At 52.2% G+C, this 15,287-nt stretch carries 14 protein-coding genes; 5 read left to right on the top strand and 9 right to left on the bottom strand.

What is annotated here, in order from left to right; all coding sequences use genetic code 11:
• Nucleotides 1-89 precede the first annotated feature (89 nt).
• Nucleotides 90-386 (top strand): YciI family protein, encoded by a 297-nt coding sequence (locus V7Q49_RS03220; RefSeq protein ID WP_262660588.1) that lies wholly within the window; start codon nt 90-92, stop codon nt 384-386.
• A gap of 36 nt (nt 387-422) precedes the next feature.
• Here V7Q49_RS03220 and leuE read toward each other — a convergent pair whose 3' ends face one another.
• Nucleotides 423-1,058 carry a leucine efflux protein LeuE gene (gene leuE, locus V7Q49_RS03215; protein ID WP_333849294.1) on the bottom strand — a complete coding sequence of 212 codons (636 nt, stop codon included), beginning with the start codon at nt 1,056-1,058 and terminating at the stop codon, nt 423-425.
• A 70-nt stretch (nt 1,059-1,128) separates the two neighbouring features.
• Nucleotides 1,129-1,302, bottom strand: a complete 174-nt coding sequence (locus V7Q49_RS03210) for a YciY family protein (RefSeq protein ID WP_146145509.1) — start codon at nt 1,300-1,302, stop codon at nt 1,129-1,131.
• A 142-nt stretch (nt 1,303-1,444) separates the two neighbouring features.
• Between V7Q49_RS03210 and cls the strand changes: the two genes are divergently transcribed.
• Together cls and V7Q49_RS03200 are read left to right on the top strand one after the other, a co-directional pair.
• On the top strand, nt 1,445-2,905 hold the full coding sequence (cls, locus tag V7Q49_RS03205) for a cardiolipin synthase (protein ID WP_333849293.1): 1,461 nt from the start codon (nt 1,445-1,447) through the stop codon (nt 2,903-2,905).
• A gap of 37 nt (nt 2,906-2,942) precedes the next feature.
• Entirely contained in the window at nt 2,943-3,272 is a 330-nt protein-coding gene (locus V7Q49_RS03200) for an HI1450 family dsDNA-mimic protein (RefSeq protein WP_142489827.1), read from the top strand.
• Nucleotides 3,273-3,315: 43 nt separating this feature from the next.
• Here V7Q49_RS03200 and oppF read toward each other — a convergent pair whose 3' ends face one another.
• From oppF to V7Q49_RS03170, 6 genes are all read right to left on the bottom strand, one after another.
• A complete protein-coding gene (oppF, locus tag V7Q49_RS03195; protein WP_333849292.1) occupies nt 3,316-4,320 on the bottom strand; it encodes a murein tripeptide/oligopeptide ABC transporter ATP-binding protein OppF in 1,005 nt (334 codons plus the stop codon).
• On the bottom strand, nt 4,317-5,330 hold the full coding sequence (locus V7Q49_RS03190) for an ABC transporter ATP-binding protein (protein ID WP_333849291.1): 1,014 nt from the start codon (nt 5,328-5,330) through the stop codon (nt 4,317-4,319). The genes oppF and V7Q49_RS03190 overlap by 4 nt, the downstream gene beginning before the upstream one ends.
• Before the next feature lie 11 nt (nt 5,331-5,341).
• The gene (oppC, locus tag V7Q49_RS03185) at nt 5,342-6,250 is read right to left on the bottom strand and encodes an oligopeptide ABC transporter permease OppC (RefSeq protein ID WP_333849290.1); all 909 of its coding nucleotides are present in this window, start codon (nt 6,248-6,250) and stop codon (nt 5,342-5,344) included.
• Between the two features lie 14 nt (nt 6,251-6,264).
• Nucleotides 6,265-7,185: an oligopeptide ABC transporter permease OppB gene (gene oppB, locus V7Q49_RS03180; RefSeq protein WP_333849289.1), complete on the bottom strand. Its 921-nt coding sequence runs from the start codon at nt 7,183-7,185 to the stop codon at nt 6,265-6,267.
• An 85-nt stretch (nt 7,186-7,270) separates the two neighbouring features.
• Nucleotides 7,271-8,902 carry an oligopeptide ABC transporter substrate-binding protein OppA gene (gene oppA, locus V7Q49_RS03175; RefSeq protein ID WP_333849288.1) on the bottom strand — a complete coding sequence of 544 codons (1,632 nt, stop codon included), beginning with the start codon at nt 8,900-8,902 and terminating at the stop codon, nt 7,271-7,273.
• A gap of 771 nt (nt 8,903-9,673) precedes the next feature.
• Complete coding sequence (locus tag V7Q49_RS03170; protein WP_333849287.1) at nt 9,674-10,321, bottom strand: YchE family NAAT transporter; 648 nt, start codon at nt 10,319-10,321, stop codon at nt 9,674-9,676.
• 477 nt (nt 10,322-10,798) lie between these two features.
• On the opposite strand from V7Q49_RS03170, the gene adhE reads away from it, so the two are divergent.
• Nucleotides 10,799-13,483 carry a bifunctional acetaldehyde-CoA/alcohol dehydrogenase gene (gene adhE, locus V7Q49_RS03165; protein WP_333849286.1) on the top strand — a complete coding sequence of 895 codons (2,685 nt, stop codon included), beginning with the start codon at nt 10,799-10,801 and terminating at the stop codon, nt 13,481-13,483.
• Nucleotides 13,484-13,568: 85 nt separating this feature from the next.
• Here the strand turns inward: adhE and tdk are convergent, their stop codons facing one another.
• On the bottom strand, nt 13,569-14,183 hold the full coding sequence (gene tdk / locus V7Q49_RS03160) for a thymidine kinase (RefSeq protein ID WP_333849285.1): 615 nt from the start codon (nt 14,181-14,183) through the stop codon (nt 13,569-13,571).
• Between the two features lie 548 nt (nt 14,184-14,731).
• On the opposite strand from tdk, the gene hns reads away from it, so the two are divergent.
• Entirely contained in the window at nt 14,732-15,145 is a 414-nt protein-coding gene (hns, locus tag V7Q49_RS03155) for a histone-like nucleoid-structuring protein H-NS (protein WP_333849284.1), read from the top strand.
• Nucleotides 15,146-15,287: the final 142 nt, after the last annotated feature.

The following is a 15,287-nucleotide window of genomic DNA, read 5'->3' as shown; positions in this document are numbered from 1 at the left end:
GGTTTTAACAATGTTGCCATCTTTACATTGCAGTCCCCTGCACTTTCACATAACGTAATTCACACTTTTATCGGTTAAGGAGCTCCGCTGTGCTTTATGTGATTTTCGCTGCAGATGTTGCTGATTCTCTGGAAAAACGTCTCTCCGTGCGCCCTGCCCACCTGGCGCGCTTACAGCTGCTGCATGACGAAGGCAGATTACTGACCGCAGGCCCCCTGCCTGCCGTCGACAGCAACGATCCGGGGGCGGCCGGCTTTACCGGCTCGACGGTGATTGCCGAGTTTGAATCGCTCGAAGCGGCTCAGGCCTGGGCGCAGGACGACCCTTACGTGGCAGCTGGCGTGTATGACAACGTCGTGGTGAAGCCATTTAAGAAAGTTTTCTAGGATCAAAAAAGGCTCCTTATCAGGAGCCTTTTCTCATTAGTGCAGCGACGCCAGCCGCGCCGCGAACCCGACAAACAACAATCCGATTAAGCCATTCCCCAGCTTCGCCAGTTTCTTTTTGGTCTTCAGGTAGCGCGTGACAAAGGCCCCGGAGAAAATCAGGAAGCTCATATAGATAAAGCTAATCACCTCCAGCGTGATCGCGAGGATCATAAACGCCACGCCGGTATTGTTCGCCTGAACGTCAATAAACTGCACAAAGAACGAAACATAGAACAGGATCGCTTTCGGGTTGGTCATACTCAGCACCAGCGAACGCTTCATGATGGTTTTTGCCGGTTCGATACCACCCGCTTCGCCCTGCTGTTTATGCCGGATCACCGACCAGAGCATCTTACCGCCCAGCCATAACAGATAAAACGCCCCGAGATAGCGGACAATATTGAACAGCACCGGGGTGGTCTGGATCAGCGCCGCGACCCCAGCCCATGCGAGAAACATCAGCACTGCATCGCCGATAAACACGCCGCTGGCGGCCAGATAGCCTTTTTTTACGCCGTGACCAATGCCGGTTTTTAAGACAAACAGGGTATTAGGGCCCGGAACCAGAACAATGAAAATAGCCCCAACAACATAGGTCCAGAAATTAAGTACACCAAAATCCGCAAACACTTCATCCTCCTTTTCGAAATCGCGAATCTTTAAAAAACATCGGGCACCTCAGAGGGTGCCCTTGTGTCATTCAGTAATCCTGAACGGCGAACAGCAACGCATTGCGATGACGGTTCGTACTGCATTTTCTGATGGCGTGGATACGCATATTACGGCGGGATTGTGCTTCCAGCCAACGCGCTTTGCGACGACCTGTCTGTCGCAACATGCGCCAGCGCCCTACTTCTGTTCTACTGCGCTTCATGTTAACAACTCTTCCCAAAACAGAGCGCTCATTATAGACCCTTGCCTGCGGCAAACCAGCGCTTTTATCTGGCGTTTTTATTTGCCAGAAAAATCCTGACGCGTAAACTCTTAACAATACGCTTTCAAAAGGATTTTTTATTATGACAACCTTCTACACCGTGGTGAGTTGGCTGCTCATTCTGGGATACTGGCTGCTCATCGCGGGTGTAACATTACGCATCCTGATGAAGCGCAGAGCCGTTCCCTCCGCCATGGCATGGCTGTTAATTATTTTTATCCTGCCGCTGGTCGGCATTATTGCGTATTTATCCTTCGGCGAGCTACACCTCGGTAAACGGCGGGCGGAACGCGCCCGCGCCATGTGGCCTTCTACGGCTAAATGGCTCAACGATCTGAAATCCTGCAAACATATTTTTGCCGAGGAGAACAGCGACGTCGCCGCCTCCCTGTTTCAGCTCTGCGAGCGCCGTCAGGGCATTGCCGGGGTCAAGGGCAACCAGCTCCAGCTGATGACCACCTCCGATGACGTGATGAATGCGCTGATCCGCGATATTCAGCTGGCACGGCATAATATCGAGATGGTGTTCTACATCTGGCAACCGGGTGGGATGGCCGATCAGGTTGCGGAGTCCCTGATGGCCGCCGCGCGCCGGGGCATTCACTGCCGTCTGATGCTCGATTCCGCTGGCAGCGTGACCTTTTTCCGCAGCCCCTGGGCGTCGATGATGCGCAATGCCGGGGTGGAAGTGGTCGAGGCGTTAAAGGTCAATCTGCTGCGTGTGTTCCTGCGCAGGATGGACCTGCGCCAGCACCGTAAAATGGTGCTGATCGACAACTACATCGCCTATACCGGCAGTATGAACATGGTCGACCCGCGCTTCTTTAAACAGGACGCCGGCGTGGGCCAGTGGGTCGATCTGATGGCACGTATGGAGGGCCCGGTCGCTACCGCGATGGGGGTTGTCTACTCCTGCGACTGGGAGATCGAAACCGGCAAGCGCATTCTGCCCCCACCTCCCGACGCCAATATCATGCCGTTCGAGCAGGCCAGCGGGCACACGATCCACACCATTGCCTCCGGTCCGGGCTTCCCGGAAGATCTGATCCACCAGGCATTGCTGACCGCGGCCTATTCCGCCCGCGAATACCTGATCATGACCACCCCCTACTTTGTGCCGAGCGACGATCTGCTGCACGCCATCTGTACCGCCGCCCAGCGCGGGGTTGATGTCAGCATCATCCTGCCGCGCAAGAACGATTCGGTGCTGGTCGGCTGGGCCAGCCGGGCCTTCTTCAGCGAACTGCTGGCCGCCGGGGTGAAGATTTACCAGTTCGAAGGTGGGCTGCTGCACACCAAAAGCGTGCTGGTGGATGGCGAGCTTAGCCTGGTGGGGACGGTTAACCTGGACATGCGCAGCCTGTGGCTCAATTTTGAGATCACCCTGGTGATCGATGACGCCGGTTTTGGCGGCGATTTGGCCGCCGTCCAGGACGACTATATCTCCCGCTCCCGCCTGCTGGATGCGCGCCTGTGGGTGAAAAGGCCGCTGTGGCAGCGAATTACCGAACGACTGTTTTACTTCTTTAGTCCGTTGCTGTAAAACGTGCCCAACCAACGATGTTAAACAGGTAGTCATCATGGAAATGGATCTGAACAATCGCCTGACCGAAGACGAAACGCTTGAGCAGGCCTACGATATCTTTCTGGAACTGGCCGTCGATAATCTCGACCCGGCAGATGTGATCCTCTTCAATTTGCAGTTTGAAGAGCGCGGCGGTGCCGAGCTGTTCGACCCGTCTGAAGACTGGGAAGAGCACGTCGATTATGACCTGAACCCGGACTTCTTTGCCGAGGTGGTCATTGGTCTGGCAGATGAAGATGGCGGCGAGATCAACGACATCTTTGCCCGCGTCCTGCTGTGCCGCGAGAAAGACCACAAGCTGTGCCACATCCTCTGGCGCGAATAAAAAAAGGCTGCGAATGCAGCCTTTTTTATTGGGTTTTCCCGAATTAGAGCGGGTCGACCTTCAGGCAGGACACTGCATGGCGGAAGCTGCCTTCCAGCACCGGACGCGTCTTCGCACACTCCGGCCCGGCAATCGGGCAGCGGGTACGAAACACACAGCCGGATGGCGGATTGATTGGCGACGGCAGTTCCCCTTCCAGAAGCTGAATCTGTTTATTCTTCTCCAGATCCGGATCCGGCACCGGTACCGCAGACATCAGGGCTTTGGTGTACGGGTGCAGCGGGTTGTGGTACACCTCATCATAGGTGCCCAGCTCTACCGCATGGCCGAGATACATCACCAGCACGCGATCCGAGATGTGCTTCACTACCGCCAGATCGTGGGCGATAAAGATCAGCGACAGACCCATCTCACGCTGCAGTTTTTGCAGCAGGTTAACCACCTGCGCCTGAATCGACACGTCCAGCGCCGAGACCGGTTCGTCACAGATAATCAGCTTCGGCTCGAGGATCAGCGCCCGGGCAATGCCGATACGCTGACACTGGCCGCCTGAGAATTCGTGCGGATAGCGGTTGATCAGGTTAGGCAGCAGACCCACTTTCATCATCATCGCTTTGACGCGATCGCGCACTTCCGTACGCGGCATTTTAGGATGATAGGTGCGCAGCGGCTCAGCGATGATCTCGCCGATGGTCATACGCGGGTTCAGAGAGGCCAGCGGATCCTGGAAAATCATCTGAATGTCGCTACGCACGGCGCGCCACTCGTCAGGTTTCATCCCCAGCAGATCTTTGCCCAGCCAGGCCACCTTGCCCTCTGTGGCTTTTACCAGCCCGATAATCGCGCGGGCAAAGGTGGATTTACCGCAGCCCGACTCGCCCACCACGCCCAGGGTCTCCCCTTCGTACAGACGCAGGGTCACGCCATCCACGGCCTTCAGGGTTTTCGAAGGTTGCCAGAACCACTGCTTACCATCTTTGATATCAAAGTGGACTTTCAGATCCGCGATTTCGAGCAGGACATTACGTTTTTCGTCAATGACAGTCATACCAGCTCCTCGTACGGCTTAAAGCAGGCACGCAGACGGCCTGGGGCAAACTCTTCCAGCGGTGGCGCGCTGTTGCAGATCTCCATCGCGTGTGGACAACGCGGCTGGAACGGACAGCCTTTCGGCAGACGCAGCAGGTTTGGCGGGTTACCCGGAATGGTCAGCAGCGATTCACCTTCCGCATCGAGACGCGGGACGGCGTTGAGCAGGCCGATAGAGTACGGGTGCGCCGGATGGTAGAACACATCGCGCGCTTTACCGTACTCCATGGTACGACCGGCATACATTACCAGTACTTTGTCGCAGATCCCGGCGACCACGCCCAGGTCGTGGGTAATCATGATGATTGCCGTATTGAACTCGCGCTTCAGCTCGTTCAGCAGGGTCATGATCTGCGCCTGAACGGTCACGTCCAGCGCGGTGGTCGGCTCATCGGCAATCAGCAGTTTTGGCCGACACAGCAGAGCCATGGCAATCATCACGCGCTGGCGCATCCCGCCGGAAAACTCGTGCGGGAACATGCGCATGCGCTTGCGCGCTTCCGGCATTTTCACCGCATCCAGCATCTTCACCGACTCTTCAAACGCTTCGGCTTTGCCCAGCCCTTTATGCAGCATCAGCACTTCCATCAGCTGCTCGCCCACACGCATGTACGGGTTCAGGGAGGTCATAGGATCCTGGAAAATCATTGAGATCTGCTCGGCACGCAGCTTGTTCAGCTCGTTTTCCGGCAGGTTGAGGATCTGTCTGCCGTTAAAGGTGGCAGAACCTCCGATGACGCCGTTTTGCGCCAGCAGGCCCATCAGCGCAAACGCCGTCTGGGATTTACCTGAACCGGACTCACCCACGATCCCCAACGTCTCACCCGCCCTAAGGCTGAAGTTGAGATCGTTTACCGCGGTGACATCGCCATCCGGCGTTTTAAAGGTGACGCGCAGATCTTTCACATCCAGCAGAGCATTGCCCTGCTGTTGGATTTGTGGCGCAGATGCCGTTTCAATTATGGTCATGGCGGCGCTCCTTAACGGTCTTTCGGATCGAGGGCATCACGCAGGCCATCGCCGATAAAGTTGAAACAAAACAGTGTCACGACCAGGAAACCTGCCGGGAACAGCAGCAGCCACGGTGATACTTCCATGGAGTTCGCGCCATCGCTCAGCAGCGCACCCCAGCTACTCAGCGGCTCCTGGGTACCGAGACCAAGGAAGCTGAGGAAGGATTCAAACAGGATCATGCTCGGCACCAGCAGGGAGGCATAGACCACCACCACACCCAGCACGTTCGGCACGATATGACGGACCACGATATTGCCGGTAGAGACCCCACCCACCTGCGCCGCTTCGATAAACTCTTTGCGCTTCAGGCTCAGGGTCTGGCCGCGCACGATACGCGCCATATCCAGCCAGGAGACCATGCCGATCGCAACGAAGATCAGCAGGATGTTCTGACCGAAGAAGGTCACCAGCAGGATCACGAAGAACATGAACGGGAAGGAGTTGAGGATCTCAAGGATACGCATCATCACCGAATCCACTTTGCCGCCGAGATAGCCGGACAGCGATCCGTAGAGGGTACCCAGAATTACCGCCACGAAGGCCGCGGCGATGCCTACCATCAGCGAGATTCGTCCGCCGATGGCCACACGGACCAGCAGGTCACGCCCGGAGGAGTCGGTACCGAAGTAGTGACCCGATGCGCTATCCGGCGCGTTAGACATCATGCCCCAGTCGGTGTCGAAGTAGCTGAACTGCGACAGCATTGGCGCGAAGGTCACGAACAGCGCAATAATCACCAGCACAACCAGGCTGGCAACCGCCGCGCGGTTGTGCATAAAGCGACGGCGGGCATCCTGCCAGAGACTGCGTCCTTCGACTTCCAGTTTTTCACTGAAGTTTTCCAGCGCCTCGCTGTTTTTCTTACTTAACATCATGGCGAGCTCCAGTGTCAGTAGCGGATTTTCGGATCGATAACGGCATACAGCACGTCAACAATCGCGTTAAAGAAAATGGTCAGCGCACCGACGAGGATGGTCAGACTCAATACCAGCGAGTAGTCGCGGTTCAGCGCGCCGTTAACGAACAGCTGGCCGATACCTGGCAGACCATAGATGGTTTCGATAACCATTGAACCGGTAATGATACCGACGAATGCCGGGCCTAAATAAGAGAGAACCGGCAATAACGCGGGCTTTAACGCGTGACGGAAAATAATCCGGCGCATTGGCAGCCCTTTCGCGCGAGCGGTACGGATGAAGTTAGAGTGCAGCACTTCAATCATCGAACCGCGGGTGATACGCGCGATGCTGGCAATATAGGCCAGTGACAGCGCCACCATCGGTAGGATCATGTACTGCAGCGCCCCGCCGTTCCAGCCGCCGCCGGGCAACCATTTCAGGGTGATGGCAAATATCATGACCAACAAGGGTGCGACGACAAAACTCGGTATGACGACCCCGGTCATTGCCACCCCCATTACGGCGTAGTCCCATTTGGTATTTTGATTCAGCGCGGCAATGACGCCCGCGGTGACGCCAAGAATAAGGGCCAGTAAAAATGCCGCGGCGCCTAATTTAGCCGAAACGGGGAAGCTGGAGGCCACCAAATCGTTTACGGAATAATCTTTATATTTAAATGACGGGCCGAAATCGCCGTGGGCCAGCTGCTTCAGATAATTGAAATACTGGGTGGAGATCGGATCGTTTAAATGATATTTCGCTTCGATATTCGCCATCACTTCTGGCGGCAGCGTACGTTCACCGGTAAATGGACTACCCGGCGCGAGACGCATCATAAAGAAGGAGATCGTGATGAGAATAAATAGCGTTGGGATCGCTTCAAGACAGCGACGTAGGATAAATTTCAACATTGCCCGTACCTTCTGGCGTGTGCCTATATAGTATTACGATGAGTAGACACCGTGGGGCAAGCATCGCCTGCCCCACTCATTGCCATTAATGCTTGATAATATACAAGTTTTTAACGTAGATATTATCCATCGGGTCTTTACCGGTGTAACCACCTACCCACGGTTTCACCAGACGGGCGTTCACGTAGTAGTAAACCGGTACGATCGCAGAGTCTTTATCGAGCTGCTGTTCTGCTTTCGAATACAGCTCAGCGCGCTGCGCTTCGTCTGTGACTTTCAGGGTATCGCCGATCAGCTTATCGAACTCTGCGCTCTTATAGTGCGCGGTGTTGTTCGAGCTGTCGCTCAGCATGGTATTCAGGAAGGAGGTCGGTTCGTTGTAGTCCGCACACCAGCCTGCACGCGCCACATCAAAGGTGCCCTGATGACGGCTGTCCAGGAAGGTTTTCCACTCCTGGTTTTCCAGCTTCACGTTCGCACCCAGGTTTTTCTTCCAGATGGAGGAGACGGCGATAGCCAGTTTTTTATGCAGATCGGAGGTGTTGTACAGCAGGCTGAAGGTCAACGGCTTGTCAGCGGTATAACCGGCTTCGGCCAGCAGTTTCTTCGCTTCTTCGTTACGTTTTTCCTGTGACCAGCCGAACCACTCTGGCTGAGTCAGTTTTGCACCGTCGGTGTACGGCGGGGTGTAGCTGTATGCCGGCAGGTCGCCCTGGTTTTTCACTTTATTCACGATGATATCGCGATCCAGTGCCAGCTTGAGAGCGGTACGCACGCGGACGTCAGTGAATGGCGCTTTCTGGTTGTTGATCTCGTAGTAATACGTACACAGATACGGGTCAACGTGAACTTCAGTCGGGATCTCTTTTTTCAGCTTCTGGAACAGTTCGATCGGCATGTTGTTATAGGTCATGTCGATTTCGCCGCTGCGGTAGCGGTTAACGTCAGTCACTTCAGAAGAGATTGGCAGGTAGGTGACCTGATTGATAACGGTTTTCGCGTTATCCCAGTAATTGGTATTACGCTCCAGGTCGATACGTTCGTTAACAACCCAGGCTTTCAGCTTATAGGCACCGTTGGTGACGATATTGGCTGGCTGAGTCCACTTCTCGCCGAATTTTTCAACCGCTGCTTTTGGAACTGGGGAAACGGACGGGTGAACCAGCAGTTTGTAGAAATACGGTACTGGCTCGCTCAGGGTAACTTCAAAAGTATTGTCATCAATCGCTTTTACGCCGAGATCGGTAACCGGTTTTTTGCCGGTGATGATGTCATCGATATTGGCGATATGACCATATTGCAGATAGCTCGCGTAAGGAGAGGCGGTATTTGGATCCGCCAGGCGCTGCCAGCTATAAACGAAATCGTGTGCGGTGACCGGGGAGCCGTCTGACCATTTTGCGTCTTTACGCAGGTGGAAGGTCCAGACTTTAAAGTCTTTGTTTTCCCATTTCTCAGCCACCCCAGCGACCGGATGGCCGTCTACGTCAGTGACCAGCAGGCCTTCGAACAGGTCGCGGTTAACGTTAGACTCCGGTACACCTTCAATTTTGTGCGGATCCAGAGACTGGACCTCAGCACCGTTGTTACGCACCAGCGTTTGCTTCTCCGCCAGTTGTACTCCAGCAGGAACGTCAGCAGCCATTGCAACGTTACCCGCGATTAGCGCAGTTAAAATCCCCGCCGCGACCAGACTTTTTTTTGTGATGATGGACATTGTGTTGATACTCCACTCTTTATAATTACTGGTTTTTTACCAGCCTGTTTAATTCCCCTTTTTGGGGTTCCCTGACAACGTAGGAGTTTATGCTGCTGTCAGGCGTTTTTACTTCTCGCTATCACCGACTTTACTATTACTAACGGCTCGTCTGGCCGCCTTGCGTCGATTCTTAACAGGCCTCCCCTGTCGAGGCCCGCCTTAATTTTTTTAGATCAAAATCGTTAATGAAAAAGGTTCTCATCTAAAAAATTTTGCGGGAAATATAGGGCCGGAAAATACCAAATGGCTTTCTCGGGTGCCAATACATTTTGCAAATTTGTTAACCAATTCTCTTTTACGGAAGTTACCGTCACGCTGTGGGCTACCCTGCCGCGCATCAAAAGCGGAAAAAGTCACCGCTATTCAATGGGATGTAGAAAGAGCTCTCGACGATAGCGTCGCTGTGCTGAGGACGACGCGTTGTTTGTACAAAAAATTAACAACTGTCTCTTATTTAGCACATTCATCTGAATCATTCAGCAAATTACTAATATCATCTCAGTTATCCCGCAGCAAGCCCCAGAGTATCGTGTGAGTAAAATAACAGTCTTATTGCACGGAATATGAACAGCGTGCCAGGGAGGTGGGTAACAAGTCGTTGATAGTTAACAAAACAAAATTATTAGTAAAATTTATTATAGTTAACGCGTTTTTCAACTTTCATTATATGATTTGCTGATAATGACAAAAAAAACGGCGCCACCGGCGCCGTACTTTCATCTGAAATGGTTAACCCAATAAACCCGGGAATATTGATTTCAGTCCGGTAACAATAAATTCAATCCCCAGCGCCATCAGCAGCAAACCCATAATACGGGTAATAACGTTGATGCCGGTCTGGCCAAGCAGTCGCACCAGCCAGGGGGCAAGGCGAAATACGCCCCAACAGCAGAACGCAAACAGCGCAATGGCGATCGAGAAGCCAATCAGATGCATCAGGTTGTGGTAGCGGGTTCCCCAGACAATAGTGGAACTGATGGCGCCCGGCCCCGCCATTAAGGGCAACGCCAGCGGCACCACGCCGATGCTTTCACGGATAGCGGTCTCTGATTTTTCCTGCTTGTTTTGTTTGTCTTCCCCCAGCTTGCCGCTGATCATCGACATCGCGATAGTCACCACCAGGATCCCGCCGGCAATCCGGAACGAATCAATAGAGATGCCAAAAATCTGTAATATAGAGTCGCCAAGATAGAGAGAGGTCAGCAGGATGATGGCCACTGAAAGGTTAGCCGTCAGGTTAGTCTTATTCCTGGCAAGCGCGGTTTGATAGCTGGTCATGCTAATAAAGACAGGGATAATGCCCACCGGGTTGACCAGCGCGAAAAGACCAATAAAAAACTTGAAATAGGTTGGAAAATCAAAGAGCGATAGGCTCACAGTTAGCTCCGCTGGTAAGCAAGACTCAAAGTAAAGATATGGCAAAACCAATAACCGCGCAGAAGATACGCTTTTTACGCATGCACTTCATCACAATATTGCGAATTATAGTGGTTTGACGATGTAAAATATTTGTGTACTAAATGCATGCCTGTGTTTCAATTGCTTTTGCAATTACTTAACATTTGACGAAACACCCCAAAATACCCCTGCTGAAAGGTATCAGCTTATGGATAAATTGATACAGATCATGTTTTCCGTACTCAGAAGTGAGTAATCTTGATTACGCCACCACGGAGACTCAGTATCTGAACGTAGGCTACTGATGGGAGGCTCTTTTAGTAAATCAGGGGAACGATAGAAACGTTAACACCTTGTTTTTATGTAAGTTAAGCAAGTGGCAATGACGCTGACTATACTGTTTTCGTGTCGGGCAGCTGATTTACTAAAAGAGTTTAACATTATCAGGAGAGCATTATGGCTGTTACTAATGTCGCAGAGCTTAACGCACTTGTAGAGCGCGTAAAAAAAGCCCAGCGTGAATATGCCAATTTCACCCAAGAACAGGTTGATAAAATCTTCCGCGCCGCCGCTCTGGCTGCTGCAGATGCTCGAATCCCTCTCGCTAAAATGGCCGTTGCCGAATCCGGTATGGGTATCGTTGAAGATAAAGTGATTAAAAACCACTTCGCTTCTGAGTATATCTACAACGCCTATAAAGATGAGAAGACTTGCGGCGTCCTGTCTGAAGATGACACCTTCGGTACCATCACCATTGCAGAGCCTATCGGCATCATCTGCGGTATCGTTCCGACAACCAACCCAACTTCTACTGCTATCTTCAAATCGCTCATCAGCCTGAAGACGCGTAACGCAATCATTTTCTCTCCACACCCACGTGCTAAAGATGCGACCAACAAAGCGGCCGATATCGTACTGCAAGCGGCGATCGCTGCAGGTGCACCGAAAGATCTGATCGGCTGGATCGATCAGCCTTCTGTGGAGCTGTCTAACGCACTGATGCACCACCCTGACATCAACCTGATCCTTGCGACCGGTGGTCCAGGCATGGTTAAAGCGGCTTATAGCTCCGGTAAACCGGCTATCGGCGTAGGTGCAGGTAACACTCCGGTTGTTATCGACGAAACTGCCGATATCAAACGTGCTGTTGCATCCGTACTGATGTCTAAAACCTTCGACAACGGCGTAATCTGTGCTTCCGAGCAGTCCGTTGTAGTGGTTGACTCCGTATACGACGCCGTTCGCGAACGTTTCGCCAGCCACGGCGGCTACCTGCTGCAGGGCCAGGAACTGAAAGCCGTTCAGGATATCCTTCTGAAAAATGGCGCACTGAACGCCGCTATCGTGGGTCAGCCAGCGTACAAAATCGCTGAACTGGCAGGCTTCACCGTTCCGGTTACTACCAAGATCCTGATTGGTGAAGTGACTGATGTCGATGAAAGCGAGCCGTTTGCTCACGAAAAACTGTCTCCAACGCTGGCAATGTACCGTGCGAAAGATTTCGACGACGCGGTCATTAAAGCGGAAAAACTGGTTGCCATGGGCGGTATCGGTCATACCTCCTGCCTGTACACCGACCAGGATAACCAGCCTGAGCGTGTGGCGCACTTCGGCCAGATGATGAAAACCGCACGTATCCTGATTAACACCCCTGCTTCTCAGGGTGGTATCGGTGACCTGTATAACTTTAAACTCGCGCCTTCCCTGACTCTGGGTTGTGGTTCATGGGGTGGTAACTCCATCTCTGAGAACGTTGGTCCTAAGCACCTGATCAACAAGAAAACCGTTGCTAAGCGAGCTGAAAACATGTTGTGGCATAAACTTCCGAAATCTATCTACTTCCGTCGTGGCTCTCTGCCAATCGCGCTGGATGAAGTGATTACTGATGGCCACAAACGTGCGCTCATCGTGACTGACCGTTTCCTGTTCAACAACGGCTATGCAGACCAGATCACCTCTGTGCTGAAAGCAGCTGGCGTAGAAGTGGACGTGTTCTTCGAAGTTGAAGCTGACCCAACCCTGTCTGTTGTTCGTAAAGGCGCAGAGCTGGCAAACTCCTTCAAACCAGACGTGATCATCGCGCTGGGCGGCGGCTCCCCAATGGATGCAGCCAAAATCATGTGGGTTATGTACGAGCACCCAGAAACGCACTTCGAAGAACTGGCGCTGCGCTTTATGGATATCCGTAAACGTATCTACAAGTTCCCGAAAATGGGCGTGAAAGCAAAAATGGTTGCGATCACTACCACTTCCGGTACCGGTTCTGAAGTCACGCCGTTTGCCGTTGTAACCGACGACACCACTGGCCAGAAATACCCACTGGCAGACTATGCCCTGACGCCGGACATGGCAGTTGTTGATGCCAACCTGGTGATGGATATGCCGAAATCACTCTGTGCGTTCGGTGGTCTGGATGCCGTTACTCACGCCCTGGAAGCTTACGTTTCTGTGCTGGCGTCTGAGTTCTCTGACGGTCAGGCTCTGCAGGCGCTGAAACTGCTGAAAGAGAACCTGCCAGCATCTTATAACGAAGGCTCTAAAAACCCGGTTGCCCGTGAGCGTGTGCACAGTGCCGCCACTATCGCCGGTATCGCGTTTGCGAACGCCTTCCTGGGTGTGTGTCACTCCATGGCGCACAAGCTGGGTTCACAGTTCCACATTCCTCACGGTCTGGCGAACGCCCTGCTGATCTCTAACGTTATCCGTTACAACGCGAACGATAACCCGACCAAGCAGACTGCATTCAGCCAGTACGACCGTCCGCAGGCGCGTCGTCGCTACGCAGAAATTGCTGACCACCTGGGCCTGAGCGCACCTGGTGACCGCACTGCTGCGAAGATCGAGAAACTGCTGGGATGGCTGGAAAGCATTAAAGCTGAACTGGGTATTCCGAAGTCTATCCGCGAAGCCGGTGTTCAGGAAGCTGACTTCCTGGCACACGTAGACAAGCTGTCTGAAGATGCCTTTGATGACCAGTGTACTGGTGCGAACCCGCGCTACCCACTGATCGCAGAGCTGAAACAGATTCTGCTGGATACCTACTACGGCCGTGAATATTCAGAAGGCGTATCTGCACCAGCTACTCCTGCTGCTGTAGTCGTGCCAGTAAAAGCGGATAAGAAAGCGAAGAAAAGCGCTTAATTAGTCGCTAAATAAAAAACCCGCTCCGGCGGGTTTTTTTATGTCTGTCATACAGGCTGAATAGAGAGCCTGTGAAATAGCGCTGTTAACGACGGCAGGCGTCCTGAATGGCCGTCAGAGAGCCGACAACCAGCGCCTCTTTATAATGCTTACGGCAAACTGAGACATAGCGTTCATTGCCGCCAATCACCACCTGCTCACCTTCCGCATAGGGTTTACCGGCCTGATCCAGGCGCAGCACCATACTCGCTTTGCGGCCGCAGAAACAGATAGTTTTCAATTCAACCAGTTTATCCGACCAGGCCAGCAAATACTGGCTGCCAATAAACAGCTCGCCGCGAAAATCAGTGCGCAAACCATAACAGAGCACCGGAATATCCAGCTCGTCGACCACTTCTGATAACTCATGCACCTGCTGACGCGTTAAAAACTGGCTCTCATCCACCAGCACGCAATGCACGGCCTGAGTGGCAACCTCGGCGCGGATCTCTGCCAGCAGATTGGTTTGTGGGTTATATAGCTTAGCCGGTGATGAGAGACCAATTCGCGAGCTAACCTTTCCGCTGCCAAAACGGTCATCGATCTCTGCGGTGTAAACCAGGGTCTGCATACCGCGCTCCTGGTAATTGTAGGAGGATTGCAGTAATGCGGTCGACTTACCTGCGTTCATTGCTGAATAGTAGAAATACAGTTGTGCCATTGGCCCTTAAACCCTAATCAATGAGTATTATTACCGATGCGCGATTGTACCATATTTTGTCTGGTCTTCCGTGCTGTAGCACGCTTTACGGTGGTTCCGCAGCCTTTTATCCTCTGCCTGGATATACACCGGGCGTCGATAAACGCCGATTAAAAACCGGAAATGAATTACGGTTTTAAAACGGTAAGTTCAGGAAAATTCTGTTATTTCGATGACGAAACAGGCTCAGAAATGAAGCAGGAATAATTAACAGTTTCAGCGGGCAACCGTGTTTTCAGTACTAATACGAAAGGTTGATATTTATCCGGAGTAACAATAATTCCGGATAAAATTACCCACAAAAAAAAGTTCGCCGTCAGGTTTACAACGCATCTTTTGATAACGTAACCCACTTTTGGCTGCGGGAATTTAAGTTAGCGTTATTAATAATAGTGACAAATATTGGGTGTTTTTTAGATTCCTTACATTCTGACCTATTGCATATATCAATTTATGCCTCTATTATTAGTTCAACAAACCCCCCACATTATAAGTTTGAGATTACTACAATGAGCGAAGCACTTAAAATTCTGAACAACATCCGTACTCTTCGTGCCCAGGCGAGAGAATGCACTCTGGAAACGCTTGAAGAAATGCTGGAGAAATTAGAAGTCGTTGTTAACGAGCGTCGTGAAGAAGAAAACGCCGCGGCTGCTGAAATCGAAGAACGTACACGTAAACTGCAGCAATATCGTGAAATGCTGATCGCTGATGGTATTGATCCAAACGAATTGCTGAACAGCATGGCTGCCGCTAAAACAAGCACCAAAGCTAAACGCGCTGCACGCCCGGCTAAATATAGCTACATCGATGAGAACGGCGAATCTAAAACCTGGACCGGTCAGGGTCGTACTCCAGCTGTTATCAAAAAAGCCATGGACGAGCAAGGTAAACAACTGGACGACTTCCTGATTAAGGAATAAGTCAGCGAATCATCCGAAAAATCCCGCTTAATGCGGGATTTTTTTATGCCTGTGTTTTATACGGTGTGACATTCAGTTACATGCTGTCATATAAAGTTTAAGCGACCATTATTCCCCGGCGGAAGGTTAGCCTTGCTGAAAA

The organism is Leclercia sp. (assembly GCF_036780805.1).
Classification (GTDB): Bacteria; Pseudomonadota; Gammaproteobacteria; order Enterobacterales; family Enterobacteriaceae; genus Enterobacter.
This window is presented reverse-complemented; position numbering and strand designations above follow the sequence as displayed.

Excerpts from the sequence above, each read along its gene's own strand:
- V7Q49_RS03210 (WP_146145509.1), bottom strand. The coding sequence starts at position 1,302 with ATGAAGCGCAGTAGAACAGAAGTAGGGCGCTGGCGCATGTTGCGACAG.
- cls (WP_333849293.1), top strand. The coding sequence starts at position 1,445 with ATGACAACCTTCTACACCGTGGTGAGTTGGCTGCTCATTCTGGGATAC.
- V7Q49_RS03200 (WP_142489827.1), top strand. The coding sequence starts at position 2,943 with ATGGAAATGGATCTGAACAATCGCCTGACCGAAGACGAAACGCTTGAG.
- oppF (WP_333849292.1), bottom strand. The coding sequence starts at position 4,320 with ATGACTGTCATTGACGAAAAACGTAATGTCCTGCTCGAAATCGCGGAT.
- V7Q49_RS03190 (WP_333849291.1), bottom strand. The coding sequence starts at position 5,330 with ATGACCATAATTGAAACGGCATCTGCGCCACAAATCCAACAGCAGGGC.
- oppC (WP_333849290.1), bottom strand. The coding sequence starts at position 6,250 with ATGATGTTAAGTAAGAAAAACAGCGAGGCGCTGGAAAACTTCAGTGAA.
- oppB (WP_333849289.1), bottom strand. The coding sequence starts at position 7,185 with ATGTTGAAATTTATCCTACGTCGCTGTCTTGAAGCGATCCCAACGCTA.
- oppA (WP_333849288.1), bottom strand. The coding sequence starts at position 8,902 with ATGTCCATCATCACAAAAAAAAGTCTGGTCGCGGCGGGGATTTTAACT.
- adhE (WP_333849286.1), top strand. The coding sequence starts at position 10,799 with ATGGCTGTTACTAATGTCGCAGAGCTTAACGCACTTGTAGAGCGCGTA.
- tdk (WP_333849285.1), bottom strand. The coding sequence starts at position 14,183 with ATGGCACAACTGTATTTCTACTATTCAGCAATGAACGCAGGTAAGTCG.
- hns (WP_333849284.1), top strand. The coding sequence starts at position 14,732 with ATGAGCGAAGCACTTAAAATTCTGAACAACATCCGTACTCTTCGTGCC.